At 63.4% G+C, this 17,350-nt stretch carries 16 protein-coding genes and 1 tRNA gene; 7 read left to right on the forward strand and 10 right to left on the reverse strand.

Features of this window, described 5'->3' with window-relative positions:
* Positions 1 to 3: 3 nt before the first annotated feature.
* From GKC28_RS03325 to cysQ, 7 genes are all read right to left on the reverse strand, one after another.
* Entirely contained in the window at positions 4 to 1,704 is a 1,701-nt protein-coding gene (locus tag GKC28_RS03325) for a beta-1,6-N-acetylglucosaminyltransferase (RefSeq protein ID WP_174145117.1), read from the reverse strand.
* Complete coding sequence (locus GKC28_RS03330; protein ID WP_174145118.1) at positions 1,701 to 2,687, reverse strand: glycosyltransferase family 2 protein; 987 nt, start codon at positions 2,685 to 2,687, stop codon at positions 1,701 to 1,703. Before GKC28_RS03330 ends, GKC28_RS03325 begins: the two co-directional genes overlap by 4 nt.
* 191 nt (positions 2,688 to 2,878) lie before the next feature.
* Positions 2,879 to 3,919: a glycosyltransferase family 2 protein gene (locus tag GKC28_RS03335; RefSeq protein ID WP_174145119.1), complete on the reverse strand. Its 1,041-nt coding sequence runs from the start codon at positions 3,917 to 3,919 to the stop codon at positions 2,879 to 2,881.
* A gap of 2 nt (positions 3,920 to 3,921) precedes the next feature.
* Positions 3,922 to 4,905 carry a UDP-glucose 4-epimerase GalE gene (galE, locus tag GKC28_RS03340; RefSeq protein WP_174145120.1) on the reverse strand — a complete coding sequence of 328 codons (984 nt, stop codon included), beginning with the start codon at positions 4,903 to 4,905 and terminating at the stop codon, positions 3,922 to 3,924.
* 47 nt (positions 4,906 to 4,952) lie between these two features.
* On the reverse strand, positions 4,953 to 5,846 hold the full coding sequence (gene galU / locus GKC28_RS03345; RefSeq protein ID WP_174145121.1) for a UTP--glucose-1-phosphate uridylyltransferase GalU: 894 nt from the start codon (positions 5,844 to 5,846) through the stop codon (positions 4,953 to 4,955).
* 178 nt (positions 5,847 to 6,024) lie between these two features.
* Positions 6,025 to 6,825, reverse strand: coding sequence for a 3-deoxy-manno-octulosonate cytidylyltransferase (locus GKC28_RS03350; protein WP_174145122.1), 801 nt, complete (start codon positions 6,823 to 6,825; stop codon positions 6,025 to 6,027).
* Positions 6,825 to 7,622, reverse strand: a complete 798-nt coding sequence (cysQ, locus tag GKC28_RS03355) for a 3'(2'),5'-bisphosphate nucleotidase CysQ (RefSeq protein ID WP_174145123.1) — start codon at positions 7,620 to 7,622, stop codon at positions 6,825 to 6,827. The genes GKC28_RS03350 and cysQ overlap by 1 nt, the downstream gene beginning before the upstream one ends.
* Before the next feature lie 111 nt (positions 7,623 to 7,733).
* On the opposite strand from cysQ, the gene GKC28_RS03360 reads away from it, so the two are divergent.
* The gene (locus GKC28_RS03360) at positions 7,734 to 8,555 is read left to right on the forward strand and encodes an ABC transporter permease (RefSeq protein WP_174145124.1); all 822 of its coding nucleotides are present in this window, start codon (positions 7,734 to 7,736) and stop codon (positions 8,553 to 8,555) included.
* Positions 8,552 to 9,196 carry an SH3 domain-containing protein gene (locus tag GKC28_RS03365; protein WP_174145125.1) on the forward strand — a complete coding sequence of 215 codons (645 nt, stop codon included), beginning with the start codon at positions 8,552 to 8,554 and terminating at the stop codon, positions 9,194 to 9,196. Before GKC28_RS03360 ends, GKC28_RS03365 begins: the two co-directional genes overlap by 4 nt.
* 72 nt (positions 9,197 to 9,268) lie before the next feature.
* On the opposite strand, the gene GKC28_RS03370 is transcribed toward GKC28_RS03365, so the two are convergent.
* Positions 9,269 to 9,871 carry an alpha-ketoglutarate-dependent dioxygenase AlkB gene (locus GKC28_RS03370; protein WP_174145126.1) on the reverse strand — a complete coding sequence of 201 codons (603 nt, stop codon included), beginning with the start codon at positions 9,869 to 9,871 and terminating at the stop codon, positions 9,269 to 9,271.
* A 214-nt stretch (positions 9,872 to 10,085) separates the two neighbouring features.
* Between GKC28_RS03370 and dnaK the strand changes: the two genes are divergently transcribed.
* From dnaK to radC, 3 genes are all read left to right on the forward strand, one after another.
* Complete coding sequence (dnaK, locus tag GKC28_RS03375) at positions 10,086 to 12,008, forward strand: molecular chaperone DnaK (RefSeq protein WP_174145127.1); 1,923 nt, start codon at positions 10,086 to 10,088, stop codon at positions 12,006 to 12,008.
* A 77-nt stretch (positions 12,009 to 12,085) separates the two neighbouring features.
* Positions 12,086 to 13,243 carry a molecular chaperone DnaJ gene (dnaJ, locus tag GKC28_RS03380; protein WP_174145128.1) on the forward strand — a complete coding sequence of 386 codons (1,158 nt, stop codon included), beginning with the start codon at positions 12,086 to 12,088 and terminating at the stop codon, positions 13,241 to 13,243.
* A 284-nt stretch (positions 13,244 to 13,527) separates the two neighbouring features.
* Positions 13,528 to 14,292: a DNA repair protein RadC gene (gene radC, locus GKC28_RS03385; RefSeq protein WP_174145129.1), complete on the forward strand. Its 765-nt coding sequence runs from the start codon at positions 13,528 to 13,530 to the stop codon at positions 14,290 to 14,292.
* 40 nt (positions 14,293 to 14,332) lie between these two features.
* On the opposite strand, the gene GKC28_RS03390 is transcribed toward radC, so the two are convergent.
* Positions 14,333 to 14,408 (reverse strand) — tRNA-Lys (locus tag GKC28_RS03390).
* A gap of 187 nt (positions 14,409 to 14,595) precedes the next feature.
* On the opposite strand from GKC28_RS03390, the gene dapF reads away from it, so the two are divergent.
* Both dapF and mtaB read left to right on the forward strand, forming a co-directional pair.
* On the forward strand, positions 14,596 to 15,438 hold the full coding sequence (gene dapF, locus GKC28_RS03395) for a diaminopimelate epimerase (RefSeq protein WP_174145130.1): 843 nt from the start codon (positions 14,596 to 14,598) through the stop codon (positions 15,436 to 15,438).
* Positions 15,435 to 16,697, forward strand: a complete 1,263-nt coding sequence (gene mtaB, locus GKC28_RS03400) for a tRNA (N(6)-L-threonylcarbamoyladenosine(37)-C(2))-methylthiotransferase MtaB (RefSeq protein WP_174145131.1) — start codon at positions 15,435 to 15,437, stop codon at positions 16,695 to 16,697. The genes dapF and mtaB overlap by 4 nt, the downstream gene beginning before the upstream one ends.
* A gap of 17 nt (positions 16,698 to 16,714) precedes the next feature.
* On the opposite strand, the gene GKC28_RS03405 is transcribed toward mtaB, so the two are convergent.
* Entirely contained in the window at positions 16,715 to 17,128 is a 414-nt protein-coding gene (locus GKC28_RS03405) for a nuclear transport factor 2 family protein (protein WP_174145132.1), read from the reverse strand.
* Positions 17,129 to 17,350: the final 222 nt, after the last annotated feature.

The raw sequence follows: 17,350 nt of genomic DNA on the forward strand, positions 1-17,350 counted from the left end.
GGATTATCGCACCAGATAAGGTTTGCGCCGCGGCTTGGACGGGCTGGCAGGGCTGTGTTCGACCGGGAAATCCCCCATCAGATAGGGGTGCATGCCCTGGTTCTTCAAATTCTGCAGAAACTGCCCGAAACCTTCAAGATCCACCATTCTCGGGGCTTCGCTCAAATGCCGTGCCGACAGCGGGCCGATCTCGTCAACAATGGTCTGCAAGGGCTCCATCGGCGCCTCGACAAACTCCGCCATGGTCCAGATACGGACCCGCGCCTTGGCCCATTGGGAGCGCAGGATCTGCAACTGCTCCGCCTCTCTCTGCTGCAGCCTGGCCGCCTCCTGGCGCAGCTCCGCGAAACTGCGGCTGGACTTGAACAGCGGAATCGCCCAGGCGCCGCTGATGACTGAGACCTGCGCATTGGTATCCCGCGCCACCAGCCAGTTCACCGCCTGGTTGCTGCGCGGTCCGAACTGAAAACACTGCCGCTCGCCGCGGGTGTTCCAGATCAGGCTGGTCAAAAAGCTTTCCGGGTTATAGTCGCGCAATCCGGCGCTGCCGTTCAGGCAGCCGTTGATCAGGCTCTGCCTCTCACAGAATTCAGCGCCTTCCGGCGCGAAGATATGCCCGTGCACCTTGCTGCCGGTCGTGCGCGCCAGCCAGGCCTCGAAATCCTCGAACAATTCGGAAAACCCCTGAAACACCGAATACGGGCCGGAGGTGACCCCGTTCTCGGAGCCATGACCGGGAAACCGGCTCTGCATGTACAGGCCGGGCCGCCCGCGGGTGCGCCGCTCCACCGCCTTGGCAAAGATCCGGTCGATCTTGCCGGGGTTCGGTTCCGTCCGCCTCATCGCCCCGGCCTGATCGCTCAGGAACGCCTGATAAAGCCGCTCGGCGTGCGGCCAGATCTTGCGCGCAACAAAACAGTCCGAGCGGCGCAAGAGCTGCAGATGGTCGTCGTAGAAAATATGCGGCTTGCCCTGGAAATCGAACTTGCTCAGCGTCAGGGAGCGGCTTTCGATGTTGCTGGAATACTGCCGCGCCAGGGTCTGGAAATAGCTTTCGTCCGGGATCCAGACTTTGCGGAAATAGGCATCATAGACCGGGCGTTCCGGGTCCTGCAGGATCGCCGCCAGGGTCTTGCGGGTCAGGCACCACCATTGGCTGCCCATATGCGGCACCAGCCCTGGCGGGATCCGCCGCCTGATCCGCAGCTTGCGCTGCAGGCTGACATAGCGGTCGAACAGGTAGCGGTGCCTTTTCCAGGAGAACGGGAACCGCAGCGTGAACCGCTCCTGGCTGAGGCCGCCGACGATCCAGGGCACATCCGCGGTGGTGGCGCTTTCGATGAAATCGGTATCCGGGCGTGCAGCCAGGTAATCGGCCAGTTCCTGCACCGGCCTCAGCGGCAGGCAGGAGCCAGAGGCAAGATAGACGTGGCGCACATCCGGAAACTCCGCCAGCATCACCTCCGACGCCGCCTGCGAGGCCGCCACGATGCCCCAAGTGCCCCATTCGCAGCGGTGGCGGGCGGAGAACCGCACCAGCGGGCTGCCCTCCAGCGATTGGCGGAAGCGGTCAAACACCGCACGGCTGACATTGCGGTCCACATGCAGCACCACCGGGCAGCCCGCCGCGGTCCAGTGGCGCACCACCTGCGCCGCCCGGTCCAGCGCCGTGTGCACCAGCATGACCACCCCGACCCTATTCATGCCCAGTTCCCCTTGGACATCAGCCCCAGGATCTCAAGCTGGCGCCAATTGATGTATTTCTCGCTCCATTTGCACCACAGTTCCGGCTGCTCCGCCAGTTTTGCGGCATAGGCCTTGTATTCCGCCGAACCGCCGTAATGCTGGCCGCGCACCAGTTCCTCCTCCGCCTTGGCGGTGAACGTATCCAGGAACTTGGTGTGCAGCAGCATGCCGCTGGCCTTTTCACCGCCATCGGTTTCATAGACCTGGTTCAATCCGCGCGGCAGCAGGGAATGGGTGGAACTGGCATAGGCATAGCGGCGGTGCCATTTGACCAGCGGGATCTTGTTCAGCGCAGGCGCCTTCTTGGGCTCGTCGGCAAAGAACACCCGCGCCCGCGGCCCGCCCTGGATCCACAGGTTGCCGTATTCCGGGTTGCGGCTGATGGTGTAATTGCCGCTGTCAAACCAATGGGCGATCTCCAGCGGGTTCTGTCCGGGCTGATACGGCACCTCACCGATCCGCCCCTTGGGATACACATCCAAGAGCATCGCCGAGAAGCTGCGGATCGCCGAATTGTCCAGCCAGTCGGTCAGCGCCCGGATCGGCCGCGTGTCGCAGAACGGGTAGATGAAAAACTCATCCGGATCGACCACCAGCACCCAATGGCCGTGCGCGTACTTGCGCTTCAGATAATTCATCCAGTCGATGCCGTACCCTGCGCGCTTGTAGCTGGCGGTCGTGCGCCACAGCGAGACATCTTCCATCCCGCGCAGGTAATCGGCGGTACCATCGGCTGAGTCATTGTCCACGAACAGGAAATGATCAATTCCCATGCTGCGGTAGTACTGCAGGAAATAGGGCAGCCGGATCTGCTCGTTGCGCATGGTGCAGACCAGCAGGATATCCCTCGGCCGGATCGCCCCGGTGTGGTCCTGCAGCGCCGTCAGCTCACCGGATTTGCGCACTGCGCGGACCAGCCGCCGTTTGCGCCGCAACCGCATCCGGTAAGAATCCCAAAGCCCCACGTTTACTCCAAACCATTTTCCAAGGAGCGCGCCCGCCCCAGCCTTCTGGCCAGCGGCAAGTTTCCGCGCAATATGTCACGCGCTCAGTGTATTAACAACGGATTTAGAAACGGTTACGCGGGCGCACGGCGCAGTTGCAACAGTCAGGAAATCCCGCCCCTTACGCGTCACCACTCAATCGGCGCCATCAATCCCAGCGCGGCCAGCTGGTCCGGCCCCTGATACTGCACCGCCCCGGCGTGCCACATGTCCGGAGCCTCGGTGATACGGTCATAGTAGCCGTCAAACAGCTGCGGCGTATGGAAATGCTGCTGCCGCTGCTTTTCCGCTGCCGATTTGGAAACAATTTCCGGCAGGAACTTCGTGTGCAGCAGCACCCCGGAGGGCGCCGTGCCGCCCGGCCCGTCATACAGCGCATTCATCTGCGGCGGCAGCATGGAATGGGTGGAGTTGACGTATGCGTAGCGCCGGTTCCAGCGCACCAGCGGCAGCTTGTTTAGCGTGGGCGAGTGTTCCGGCCGGTCCTGGAAAAACACCCTTTCACGCGCACCGCCCTGCACCCACAAATTGCCCTTCGGCTGCTGCCGCACCGCCCGGTAAGGTCCGTCGTCGAACCATTGCAGTACCTCGCAGGGGTCCTGACCCGGCGCATAGGCCTGGCTGTCCAGCGGCCCCATGGGGTACAGGTCCAGCATCAAAGCGCCGAAACCCTCACGGCCGTCCTGCTCCAGCCGCTGCGTCAGGCCACCCAGCCCGTGCGCTTCCATCCCGCAATAGACCAGCAGTTCATCCGCATCCACGGTCAGGCACCAGCGCCGGTGGCCGTGGCGGATCAGCAGCCAGCCCAGCCAGTCAAGGCCAAAGCGCGTGTGCCGGTAGCTGGCCTCTGTTTGCCACAAGGAGACATCCGGCTGCGCGGCAAGCAGTGACGCACTGCCGTCGGTGCTGCCATTGTCCACGACAAGAAAATGCGCGGCGCCCAGCCGCCGGTAGTGCTCCAGGAAATAGGGCAGCCGGGTGATCTCGTTGCGCAGCACGGTAAAGACCAGAACACCGTGTCCGGGGATTTGCCGGGTGCGGTCCGCCACCTTCTGCAGCTGATGGCGCGCGCGCAGGGCCCGCCACAGCAAACGCCGCCGCTTCCACCGCAGCTTGTAGGCCCCGGTGAGGCCCAGCGGCGGCAGATCAGGGGCGGCGGCCTGTGCCATTCTCAGCGCTCGTAGTGGCCCGTCTGGTGCCATTTCCAGGCGTCGGCAATCATCGTTTCCAAGGTAGAGCGGCGCGGCTCCCAACCCAGATCGGTCACCGCCCGGGTGGACCCGGACACCAGCTTGGTGCAGTCGCCCGCCCGGCGCGGTCCGGTTGTGCAGGGCACGGCCTGACCTGTTACCGCTTCGGCCTTGTCCATCACCTCGCGCACCGAAAACCCGCTGCCGGTGCCCAGGTTGAACACCTGGCTGCCCTTGCCGTCCTCCAGCCACTTCAGGCCCAGCACATGCGCGTCCACCAGGTCGCAGACATGCACGTAATCGCGGATGCAGGTGCCGTCCGGGGTATCGTAGTCGGTGCCGAAGATGGTCAGCGCATCGCGCTTGCCCGCAATCGCATCCAGCACCAGCGGCACCAGATGGGTCTCGGGGCGGTGGAATTCGCCCACCTCCGCCGCAGGGTCGGCGCCCGCCACGTTGAAATAGCGGAAGATCACCGACCGCAGCCCATGCGCGGCACCGAAATCCTTCAGGATATCCTCCACCGCGCGCTTGGAGGCGCCATAGGCATTCAGCGGCAGCTGCGGGCTGTTTTCATCCAGCACCACGTTGTCGTGCTCGCCATAGGTGGCACAGGTGGAGGAGAACACGAAGTCCAGGCAGCCCGCCGCCACCGCGGCCTCGATCAGGGTCAGCGACCCGCCGGTGTTGTTGGCCCAGTAACGGCCCGGCTCGCTCATCGCCTCGCCCACCTGGCTCAGCGCCGCGAAATGCATCACCGCGGCCGGCTGGTGCTTGGCAAACACCTCATCCAGCCGGGCGCGGTCGCTCAGGTCGCCCTTCTCGAAGGGGCCGAACCTGACCGCATCCTGCCAGCCGGTCACCAGGTTGTCATAGGTTACTGGAGTATAGCCCGCCGCCTTGAGTGCCTTGCAGGCATGCGAACCGATGTATCCGGCACCGCCGGTCACGAGGATATTGGTCACTGTCTCTGCCCCATGCTGGGCCGCCCCCGGAGGGGCGGCCAGAGTGGTTACTGCGCGGCCTTTCCGACCTGCGCGATTTCGGTGATGTAGTTCATCAGGTCGTCCCGCAGCTCATCGCGCGCCAGCGCAAAGGCCACGGTGGCCTGCAGGAAGCCTGCCTTGGAGCCGCAGTCGAACCGCTGGCCGCGGAAGCGGTAGCCGTAGACCGGCACGTCCTTGGCGATGTCCTCGGCAATGGCATCGGTCAGCTGGATCTCGCCGCCTGCGCCCTGCTTCATCTTATTCAGGTTCTTCAGAACCGACGGCGCCAGGATGTAGCGGCCGATCACCGCCAGGTTCGACGGCGCATCTTCCATCTTGGGCTTCTCGACCATGCCGTTGGCGGCAACCACCTGGCCCATGTCGTCCTTCACGTCGAGCACCCCGTAGGACGAGGTCTTCTCCGGCGGAACTTCCATCGCCGCAACCATGTTGCCGCCGGTTTCCTCATAGGCCTCGACCATCTGCTGCAGGCAGGGTTTCTCCGCCGCGATCACATCATCCGGCAGGATCACCGCAAAGGGCTCATTGGCGATCAGGCGGCGGGCGCACCAGACCGCATGGCCCAGGCCCAGCGCCTTGTGCTGGCGGATATAGGCGATCGCACCGGATTCCATATCGGTGCTCTTGAGGATTTCCAGCAGATCATCCTTGCCCTTCCTGCGCAGCTCCTGTTCCAGAACCGGCGAGTGGTCAAAGTAGTCTTCCAGCGCCCCCTTGCCGCGCGAGGTGACAAAGATGAACTCCTTGATCCCGGCGGCGCGCGCCTCGTCGATGGCGTATTGCACCAGCGGCCGGTCGACCAGGGTCATGATTTCCTTGGGCACGGATTTGGTTGCCGGCAGGAATCTGGTGCCGAGGCCCGCAACCGGAAAAATCGCCTTGGTTACTTTTTTGCGCATGCTGTTCTCTCTGTACTCAAATTCCGGGCTGAACGCTGGCACCTGCACGTGACGCTGCGAAGCAATCACGCATCATACCCGGCTGTCTCCAATAAAATGTAAAGCAACTGCCCGCTGCCCGCTGCTGCCATTCCTTGGCAGCATCCCGTTTGCTCTGTTTCTCATCACTGTACTGCACTCACTCGTGCCCCATCTTATTCATCATGGCTTCCAGCCGCGGCACGTCCTCCGGGTTGTTCAGCTCCCAGAATTCGCGGCCGCGCGCCTCCACCTCAACACACAGCACCTTGCGCCCGTTCTCCAGGAACCGCAGCTGCTCCAGCCCTTCGAGCCGTTCCAGCGGCCCTGTATCCCAGTCAGGATACGCTGCCAATGCATCCGGGCGGTAGGCATAGACGCCGACATGATGAAAGACCGGCGTATTTTCGCCATCACCGTAAGCCTGGCCGCAATAAGGCACCACTTCCTTGGAGAAATAGAGCGCACTATGGTCCGCGGCAAATACTGCGGTGGTGCCGCCGACCCGGCCGGCCTTGCGGTCCGCCAGAAGGCTGTTCAGCGTCTCGCCGTTGCAGCGCAGCACCGGTGTTGCCAGCCCCATGCCGGGCGCAGCCCTCAGCCCGGCCACCAGATCCTCGACGAACCAATGCGGGGTCAGCGGCGCATCCCCCTGCAGGTTCACCACGATCTCGTAACCGCTGCCCAGCGCCGCATGCGCCTCCGCACAGCGCTCGGTGCCATTGGCGCACTCTTCCGAGGTCATCACCACCTCAGCGCCAAAACCCTCCGCGGCCTGTTTGATGCGTTCGTCATCCGTGGCCACGACCACCCGGTCGGCGCCCTGAACCGAGCAGGCCGCCCGCCAGGAGCGCTCCACCAGCGAGCGTTTTTCGCCGCTGGCCCCGGTCAGCGGCACCAGCGGTTTGCCGGGATAGCGGGTAGATGCATAGCGGGCGGGGATGACGATCAGAACGGACATCAGGCTTCCTTCAGTTCCACAGCCGGTGCATAGGCGATGAAGAACGGATTGGCATAGCCCTCCTTACCGTATTTCAGCGGGGAATGATCGTCAAAACGCACCACTTTGCCGCCGGCACCGGCCAGCACCGCATGGCCCGCGGCGGTATCCCACTCCATGGTGCGGCCGACGCGCGGATAGAGATCCGCCTCGCCGGTGGCCACCAGGCAGAACTTCAGCGAAGAACCGGCGCTCTTGCTGTCCTTCACGCTGTATTTGCTGATGTAGTCATCAGTGGCCTGATCGCGGTGCGATTTCGACGCCACAACCATCAGCGCCGAGTTGTCGCTGTCGGCCACCCGGATGGGGCGGGTCTCGCCGATGGTCTCCGGATCGAAGCTGCCGGTCTCCTCGACCGCGCTGCCATCCGCCAGGGTGAAGAACATCCGCTGCCGCGCCGGCGCATACACTACGCCCCGGGTCGGCACGCCCTTTTCCACCAGCGCGATGTTGACGGTGAAATCGCCGCGGCGGTGGATGAATTCCTTGGTGCCGTCCAGCGGATCGACGATCAGGAAGGTATCGCCGCGCTCCTTGTGCGAGGCCGCCTGCTCCTCGGTGACCAGCATCATGTCCGGAAACGCAGCCCGCAGCCCCGCCGAAATCAGCGCATCCGCCGCCTCATCCGCTGCGGTTACCGGGCTGTCATCGGATTTCACCTTCACGTCGAAATCGTCGGAATTGTAGATCTCCATGATCTTCGCGCCGGCCTCGATGGCCAGCTTGCGGATCACGGGCACCAGGTTTTCATAGGTCACGCGGGTCTCCCTGACACGGGTTTAATTGAAAATTTTCCTCTTGCCCCTTATGATCCGCAGACAGCAGAACGGCAAGCAGCCGCATCATATTCGAGCAGAGAACGCAGGTTCATGTTTCAGCAGCGCACACAGCCTTCGTGGATGTCCGGTTTCTTCGCCTTGTGCGAGGTGGTGTTCCATTCCATCGTGCGCAGCGTCCGCTCCAAACACAACAATGCTTTCCTCGCGCTTGGCCTGAACCTGCTGCAGACGATTTTGTTCGTGCTGGCCTTCTATGTCATGTTTGCGGTCCTGGGCCTGCGGGGCGCGGCCATCCGCGGCGACTTCCTGCTCTATGTGATGTCCGGCGTTTACCTGTTCATGGTGCACACCAAGACCGTCAGCGCTGTTGCCGGCGCCGAGGGTCCCAGCAGCCCGATGATGCAGCACGCGCCGATGAACACGATGGTCGCCCTGCTGTCCGCCGCCATCGGCGCGCTCTATATTCAGGTTCTGTCGCTGTTCATCATCCTGTTTGCCTACCACGTCGCCTACACGCCCGTGCACATCGAGGAACCCATTCCAGCATTCGGCATGGTGCTGCTGGCCTGGATCACCGGGTTTGGCGTGGGGCTAGTGTTTCTGGTGCTGAAGCCCTGGGCGCCGAGTTTTGTCAGCATCCTGATGATGATCTATCAGCGGGCCAACATGATTGCCTCGGGCAAGATGTTCCTGGCCAACACCCTGCCCAGCTTCATGCTGGCGATGTTCGACTGGAACCCGCTGTTTCACTGCATTGATCAGGCCCGCGGCTTCGTCTTCATAAACTACAACCCGCATTTCAGTTCCTGGCAGTATGCGGCCTGGGTGGCGCTGGTGCTGATCGTGATCGGCCTGATGGGCGAATTCTACACCCGCCGCCATGTCTCCCTCAGCTGGAACGCCCGGCGGTGAAGGGGCTGCGCGCAGCCGCCGTTCTCTGGCTGGCCGTCCTGGCCCTGCCAGCCGCAGCGCAGGAGTTTCCCGCGCTTCACAGTGTCACCGGTGTTGCATCGGACGATGTGCTGAACATCCGCAGCGCCCCCTCCGCCGGCTCTGAAATCATCGGCACCCTGGCACCGGACCAAACCGGGGTGGAAGTGGTTCTGGCGGATGACAGCGGCAAATGGGGCCTGGTCAACAGCGGCGAGCAATCCGGCTGGGCTGCTCTGCGGTATCTGGACCGGGCTTCTTCCAGCAATTGGCACGAGCAACCGGAACAGGCTCTGGATTGCTTCGGCACCGAGCCCTTCTGGTCTCTGACACTGGATAAAGCTGCCATTTTCAGCACTCCGGACAGTCCGGGCACCCCCGTCACACTGCTGGCACGGGAACCGGCCGCAGGCCGCAGCGGCAAATCCGGCTTCCTCGCTGCACGCCAGAGCAGCAGCGAAACGTCCGCCCCCGAAGCGATCAGCCTGTCCGGCACCCTGACGGCAGAGCATTGCTCCGACGGCATGTCTGACCGGACCTATGGCATTTCGATCGACCTGCTGCGCCTGCGCAGCACAGGCCAGCTGCACGTCCTGACCGACTGCTGCTCGCTGGTGCCCTAGCCGCCGGCCCCAAGACTTTTCAGCAAAAGTCATGGCAAAAGTTTTCCGTAAAACTTTTGCGCCCCGCCGGCGTCATGTCACAACACGCAGGGTCAAGTTGATCCGCCCGCCCTTGGACAGCAGCCGCGAGGATTTGAACCGGATCCGGTCCACCCCGTGATAGGTCAGCCGCGCTTCGCCCCCCATCACAACCACGTCGCCCGAGCTCAGCCAGAGCGATTCCGTCTTGCCGCCGCGGGTCGGGTTTCCGATCCGGAACAGCCCGTCATCTCCCAGCGAAATGGAAACCACCGGATAGGAGAAATCCGCTTCATCCTTGTCCTGATGCAGCCCCATCCGGGCGCCCTCGCCATAGTAGTTCAGCAGGCAGCATTCCGGCTGCCGCTCCAGCCCGGTCAGCTCCGTCCAGATCGCCAGCACCTCTGCCGGGATCGCAGGCCAGACCCGCCCGGAGGGGTGCGCCTCCGCATAGCGGTACCCCTTGGCATCCGAGTACCAGCCGAACTGCCCGGCAGAGGTCATCCGCACCGACATCTGCCCGCCGCCCGGCACCCTGGGCGAGTACAGGGGCGCCGCCTTCAGCACCGGCCGCAGGCTCTCGATCAGCGCGGCCTGTCTGCCCGGGTCCAGATACCCCTTGTGAACATCGAATCCGCGCACCCGCAGCAGGGTCATTGCCGTTCATCCATCCTTAACCATGACCCTTGCAAAAAAGCGCATTGATTCACGCCTCCGGGCGTGCCTGAGCGCTTGCAGGGCCGTTTTCACGTCCCTATATACGCCGGGACGCGGCAAGGTGCAGACCAAACCGCAAATCAATCGGGGCCAGGATGCCGCAACGGGTTCAGGCCTCGGGTAATCGCCTTGAGTAGTAAAAAGGGATCGAAAAATGAGCAAAGTTATCGGCATCGACCTGGGTACCACCAACTCCTGCGTGGCCATCATGGACGGCTCCCAGCCCCGCGTGATCGAAAACGCCGAGGGCGCGCGCACCACCCCGTCGATCGTTGCCTTCACCGACGATGAGCGCCTGGTCGGCCAGCCGGCCAAACGCCAGGCCGTGACCAACCCCGACAACACCATCTTCGGCGTCAAGCGCCTGATCGGCCGCCGGTTCGACGACGCGGCCGTCGCCAAGGACAAGAAAATGGTGCCGTTCTCCATCGTGAACGGCGGCAACGGCGACGCATGGGTCGAAGCCAAGGGCGAGAAATACTCCCCGTCGCAGATCTCCGCCTTCACCCTGGGCAAGATGAAGGAAACCGCGGAATCCTACCTGGGCGAGGAAGTCACCCAGGCGGTGATCACCGTGCCCGCTTACTTCAACGACGCCCAGCGTCAGGCCACCAAGGACGCCGGCAAGATCGCCGGCCTCGAAGTGCTGCGCATCATCAACGAGCCGACCGCGGCTGCGCTGGCCTATGGCCTGGACAAGGAAAACACCCAGACCATCGCCGTCTATGACCTCGGCGGCGGCACCTTCGACGTCACCATTCTGGAAATCGACGACGGCCTGTTCGAAGTGAAGTCGACCAACGGCGACACCTTCCTGGGCGGCGAAGACTTCGACATGCGCATCGTCAACTACCTGGCGGATGAGTTCAAAAAAGAGAACGGCGTCGATCTGTCCAAGGACAAGATGGCCCTGCAGCGCCTGAAAGAAGCCGCTGAAAAAGCCAAGATCGAACTGTCCTCCACCTCGCAGACCGAGATCAACCAGCCGTTCATCTCGATGGATCCGTCCTCGGGCCAGCCGCTGCACCTGGTGATGAAGCTGACCCGTGCCAAGCTGGAAAGCCTGGTCTCCGACCTGATCAAGCGCTCGATGGACCCGTGCAAGGCAGCTCTCAAGGACGCAGGCCTGTCCGCCTCCGACATTGACGAGGTGGTTCTGGTCGGCGGTATGACCCGGATGCCGAAAGTCATCGAAGAGGTGACCAAGTTCTTCGGCAAGGAGCCGCACAAGGGTGTGAACCCGGATGAAGTGGTTGCCATGGGCGCCGCCATCCAGGCCGGCGTTCTGCAGGGCGACGTCAAGGACGTGGTGCTGCTCGACGTGACCCCGCTGTCCCTGGGCATCGAAACCCTGGGCGGTGTCTTCACCCGCCTGATCGACCGCAACACCACCATCCCGACCAAGAAGTCGCAGGTGTTCTCGACCGCGGAAGACAACCAGAACGCCGTGACCATCCGCGTGTTCCAGGGCGAGCGTGAAATGGCTGCCGACAACAAGATGCTCGGCCAGTTCAACCTCGAGGAAATCCCGCCGGCACCGCGCGGCATGCCGCAGATCGAAGTGACCTTCGACATCGACGCCAACGGCATCGTGTCGGTCGGCGCCAAGGACAAGGCGACCGGCAAGGAACAGCAGATCACCATCCAGGCCTCCGGCGGTCTGTCCGACGACGACATCGAAAAGATGGTCAAGGACGCCGAAGCCAACGCCGAGGCGGACAAGGAACGCCGCGAGCTGGTCGAAGCCAAGAACCAGGCCGAATCGCTGATCCACTCGACCGAGAAATCGGTGGAAGAGCATGGCGACAAGGTCGACCCGTCCACCGTCGAGGTGATCGAGCTGGCCGTGGCTGCGCTGAAGGACGATCTGGAAAACGAGAAATCGACCGCCGACAAGATCAAGTCCGGCATCCAGAACGTCACCGAAGCCGCGATGAAACTGGGCGAAGCGATCTACAAGGCGCAGGCCGAAGAAGGCGGCGACGACGAGCCGGCAGCAGCTGACGAAGCCGCAGGCCCCGGTGACGACGACATCGTCGATGCCGAATTCGAAGACCTGGACAACGACAAGCGCTAACGCCTGACCACTCAGGCCAAGGCGGGCCGGTCCGACCCCGGACCGGCCCATTTTCGTTGAGGCAGATGGGGTAACCGATGTCAAAACGTGACTATTACGACGTTCTGGGTGTGGCCAAAGGCGCCTCCGCAGACGAAATCAAAAAAGGCTTCCGCAAGAAAGCCAAGGAACTGCACCCTGACCGGAACAAGGACAATCCGGACGCAGAGGCGCAGTTCAAGGAAGCCAATGAGGCTTATGACGTCCTCAAGGACGCCGAGAAAAAGGCGGCCTACGACCGCTTCGGGCATGCTGCCTTTGAAAACGGCATGGGCGGCGGCCAGCGCGGCGGAGCACAGGGCTTTGGCGGCGGCGATTTCTCTTCCGCATTCTCCGACGTGTTCGACGACCTGTTCGGCGACTTCATGGGCGGCCAGCGCGGCGGTGCCGGCGGACGTCAGCGGGCGTCGCGCGGTGCCGACCTGCGCTACAACCTGCGCGTCTCGCTCGAGGACGCCTTTGGCGGGTTGCACAAGACCATTAAGGTCCCGGCCTCGGTCTCCTGCACCGCGTGTGAAGGCACCGGCGCCGAAGGCGGTGTGGAACCCACCACCTGCCCGACCTGCTCCGGCATGGGCAAGGTCCGCGCGCAGCAGGGCTTCTTCACCGTTGAACGCACCTGCCCGACCTGCTCGGGCCTGGGCCAGATCATCAAGAACCCGTGCAAATCCTGCCACGGCCACGGCCGGGTGGAAAAAGACCGCTCGCTGTCGGTGAACATCCCGGCAGGGGTTGAAACCGGCACCCGCATCCGCCTCGCGGGCGAAGGCGAAGCCGGCCTGCGCGGCGGCCCTCCGGGCGATCTCTACATCTTTGTCGAGGTCTCGCCGCACAAGCTGTTCGAGCGCGACGGCAACAACCTCTACTGCCGGGTGCCAGTCAGCATGGCCAAGGCAGCGCTTGGCGGCTCCATCGAAGTGCCGACCATCGACGGCGGCCGCGGCCGGGTGCAGATCCCCGAGGGCAGCCAGTCCGGCCGCCAGATGCGCCTGCGCGGCAAGGGCATGCCGGCGCTGCGCGGCGGCGCCACCGGCGACATGTTCATCGAACTGGCGGTGGAAACCCCGATGAACCTCACCGCCCGCCAGAAGGAGCTTCTGCGCGAGTTCGAGGACATCTCCGAGGAAAACACCAACCCCGAATCCCGCAGCTTCTTCTCTTCGGTGAAAAGCTTCTGGGACGGGATGAAGGGGTGAGCAAGCTCCCCGGAAACGCTCCGGGGGAGCGTTTCGCTTGCGAACGGGCGGAGCCCAGGCCACTAGCCTAAAACGGCACGTTCAAAAGCGCCCCAGCCCGGGGCGCTTTTCTTTTGTGCATCCTTAACGCAGCCCCAAGCACAAGCGCCCTACACCGCGCTGCGGCGGTGCACAGGGAGTGTACGGAGGGTGCACGCCTGTCACCCCCCATCTGCCTTCCTGCAGCCGCGCCGCTTGGGCGCGCATTAACACTTCCTCAACCATGATGTCGGCACCATGGCGCCATGGCACAGGACCCCGCATTCGAGGACGTCTCCCTGCCGCTGTTTCCCGGCAGCGAGGAGGCCCCTGCGGCCCCGCTTTCCCCCGGCCGCCTGCCCTCCTACATCAAGGACCACCGCGCCCGCCTGCGCGAGCGTTTCATGGCCGGCGGCGCCGCTGCGATGCCCGATTACGAGCTGCTGGAACTGGTCCTGTTCCGCTCCATCCCGCGCCGCGACGTGAAACCCTTGGCGCGGCAACTGCTTGATACCTTTGGGGATTTCAACCGCGTTGTGACAGCCCCGCCGGAACGTCTGGCGCAAGTGAAGGGCATCGGCGACACAGTCATCACCGACCTCAAGGTGCTGGAGGCCGCCGCCCACCGCATGGCCCGCGCCCGGGTGATGCAGCGCCAGGTGATCTCCAGCTGGGACGCGCTCCTGGACTATTGCCACACCACCATGGCCCACCGTGAAACCGAACAGTTCCGCATCCTGTTCCTGGACCGCAAGAACGTCCTGATCGCCGACGAAGAACAGGCCCGCGGCACCGTCGACCACGTCCCCGTCTACCCTCGAGAAGTCGCCAAGCGCGCCCTGGAACTCAACGCCAGCGCCTTGATTCTGGTGCATAATCACCCGTCCGGAGACCCCACGCCCTCGGACAGCGACATCGGTATGACGGATCAGATCCAGGCCGCCCTCAGCGCCTTGGGAATCACCCTGCACGACCATCTGATCATCGGAAAATCCGCCGAACTCAGCTTCCGCGCCCAGAGCTACCTGTAGCGGCTTCGCGTCTCATCATCAGCGGTTTTTTTGGAGGAAGTGGTGAGCCGTGCAGGATTCGAACCTGCGACCCACTGATTAAAAGTCAGTTGCTCTACCAACTGAGCTAACGGCCCACTTCTTCGTCGCGGTCTAAGTGTTTTTCCCAGAAGGTTCAAGCACTTATTTCGCTTTGGTCCGGCGCGGCGGTGTGTGTCACGCTGTCCCGATAGGCGGCGTATCTAGGGCCAGTGCGGCGGGGGGTCAACCCCTTTTTTCAACTTTTCTCACCGAAGGCTGGATTCATCTCCGCGCCGGGTCTATATGCCCGCCATGAGCACCTCGGCAGACATAAAAATCCCCTTCATGAAGATGCACGGGCTGGGCAACGACTTCGTCGTTGTCGACGCGCGCGCGCAGGACATTGCCATCACCCCGGCGATGGCCAAAGGAATCGCCCACCGCCAGTTCGGCGTCGGCTTCGACCAGCTGACGGTGATCTCGAACGGCAAGGGCGACGCGCATCTGACCTTCTACAATGCCGATGGCTCCACCTCTGCAGCTTGCGGCAATGCCACCCGCTGCATTGCCCGCCACCTGATCGTGGAAACCGGAAAATCAGAACTGCACCTGACCACCGACCGCGGCGACCTTTATGCCCGCGACGCCGGCAACGGGCTCACCTCTGTCAACATGGGCGCGCCGCAGCTGGACTGGCAGGACATTCCCCTGGCCGAGGAAGCGGACACGCTGGAACTGCCGATCGAGGGCGGCCCCACTGCCACCGGCATGGGCAATCCCCATTGCACCTTCTTTGTCGAGGACGCCGAGGTCATCCCGCTGGAAGAATTCGGCCAGCGTTATGAGCACCACCCGCTCTACCCGCAGCGCACCAACGTGCAGGTCGCCCAGGTGACCGGGCCCGACCGCATCCGCATGCGCGTGTGGGAGCGCGGTGTGGGTGTGACACTGGCCTCCGGCTCCTCCTCCTGCGCCACAGCCGTTGCAGCCGCCCGGCGCGGGCTGACAGGCCGCAAGGTGCAGATCGACCTGGACGGCGGCACCCTGTGGATCGACTGGGCCGAGGACGGCGTCTGGATGACCGGCCCGACCATGCATGTGTTCGACGGCAACTTCACCCGCGAATTCCTGGAGTCGCTGGCATGAGCGTGCCCAAGTTCACTACCCTGGGCTGCCGCCTCAACGCCTATGAGACAGAGGCGATGAAAGAGCTGAGCCAGCAGGCGGGCCTGGAAAACGCCGTTGTAGTGAACACCTGCGCTGTGACCGCCGAGGCTGTGCGCAAAGCCCGCCAGGAGATCCGCAAGCTGCGCCGGGAAAACCCCGAAGCGCCGATCATCGTGACCGGCTGCGCCGCGCAGACCGAGCCGGAGACCTTTGCCGCAATGGAAGAGGTCACCCGCGTCATTGGCAACACCGAGAAAATGCAGCCGGAAACCTGGCAGCAGATCGCCAAGGGCCCGGATTTCATCGGCACCACCGAGAAGGTCCAGGTCGACGACATCATGTCGGTGACCGAGACCGCAGGCCATCTGATCGACGGTTTCGGCACCCGCAGCCGCGCCTATGTGCAGGTTCAGAACGGCTGCGACCACCGCTGCACCTTCTGCATCATTCCTTACGGCCGCGGCAACTCCCGCTCGGTCCCCGCGGGCGTGGTGATCGACCAGATCAAGCGGCTGGTGGACAGGGGCTACAACGAGGTGGTTCTGACCGGCGTGGACCTCACCTCCTGGGGCGCCGATCTACCCGCACAGCCCCGCCTGGGTGATCTGGTGATGCGGATCCTGAAGCTGGTGCCGGACCTGTCGCGGCTGCGCATCTCCTCCATCGATTCGATCGAGGCGGACGAGAACCTGATGCAGGCGATTGCTACCGAACCGCGGCTGATGCCGCATCTGCATCTGTCGCTGCAGCACGGCGACGATTTGATTCTGAAACGCATGGCCCGCCGCCACCTGCGCGACGACGCCATCGCGTTTTGCGAAGAGGCCCGCCGCCTGCGCCCCGAGATGACCTTTGGCGCCGACATCATCGCGGGCTTCCCGACCGAGACGGACGCCCATTTCGAGAATTCGCTGAAACTGGTCACCGACTGCGACCTGACATGGCTGCACGTCTTCCCCTATTCCAAGCGCGAGGGCACCCCGGCTGCAAAGATCCCGAACCAGGTGAACGGCAACGTGATCAAGGAGCGCGCCGCCCGCCTGCGCGCGGCCGGCGATGCGCAGGTGGAACGCCACCTGGCAGAGCAGGTCGGCAAGACCCACCGCATCCTGATGGAAAACCCGCATATGGGCCGCACCGAGCAGTTCACCGAGGTGGCGTTTGCGGCACCGCAGGAGGAAGGCCGGATCGTCACCGCCGCCATTACCGGCGTGGAGGGCAGCCAGCTGACAGCCTGACCTGCTCCCCAGGCCAGCTAGCAGGTTGAGGCGGCGACCGACGCAGAATCGTAGAATTCATGCAGTTCGCAGATGCGCCCGCCACGGAACCGGCAGACAAGAACAATGGGAGTTTCCACGCGCTTGCCAGTGGCCTTGCAGGTCCAGGCCGTCGTGCCCAGGCCGACGACCCGGTCGCCTTCAGAGACTGTCTCCTCTAGGGTCCAATGCTCCATTTCAAAGGCATTGGTCAATTCGGCCAGGTAGCTGTGCATCTGCTCCCGGCCGTTGCGCGCCGAACTGAAATTGATGCCATGCTGCCCCTCCCCCATGGACCGCAGGCACATATCCTCGCTGGTGTACTCGTCCCACATAGCCAGATCTCCGGCCTTGCAGTCGTTCCAGCGCGCCATCGCTTCGCGCAAGATATCCGCATTCGATTGTCCGGTCATTGCAACTCTCCCCACTCACAAAATACAACTCATAAATGTTGCGATGCTGCTGCCGGGTCCGTCAAGCGTGTCAAAGGCGTGCCGCGCGGGGTACCAAACAGCACACTGAAACGGAGTGGCACAGGCGCCACTGCCTTGCCAGCCCCGGGCTTGAAGGATTTGCGCCCCAGCTCTTGCTGCGTTATGACCATACCAAGGTCCCGGATACCTGCCGCTCGCGGC

The sequence above is a fragment of the Leisingera sp. ANG59 genome (genome assembly GCF_013317235.1).
Lineage (GTDB): Bacteria > Pseudomonadota > Alphaproteobacteria > Rhodobacterales > Rhodobacteraceae > Leisingera.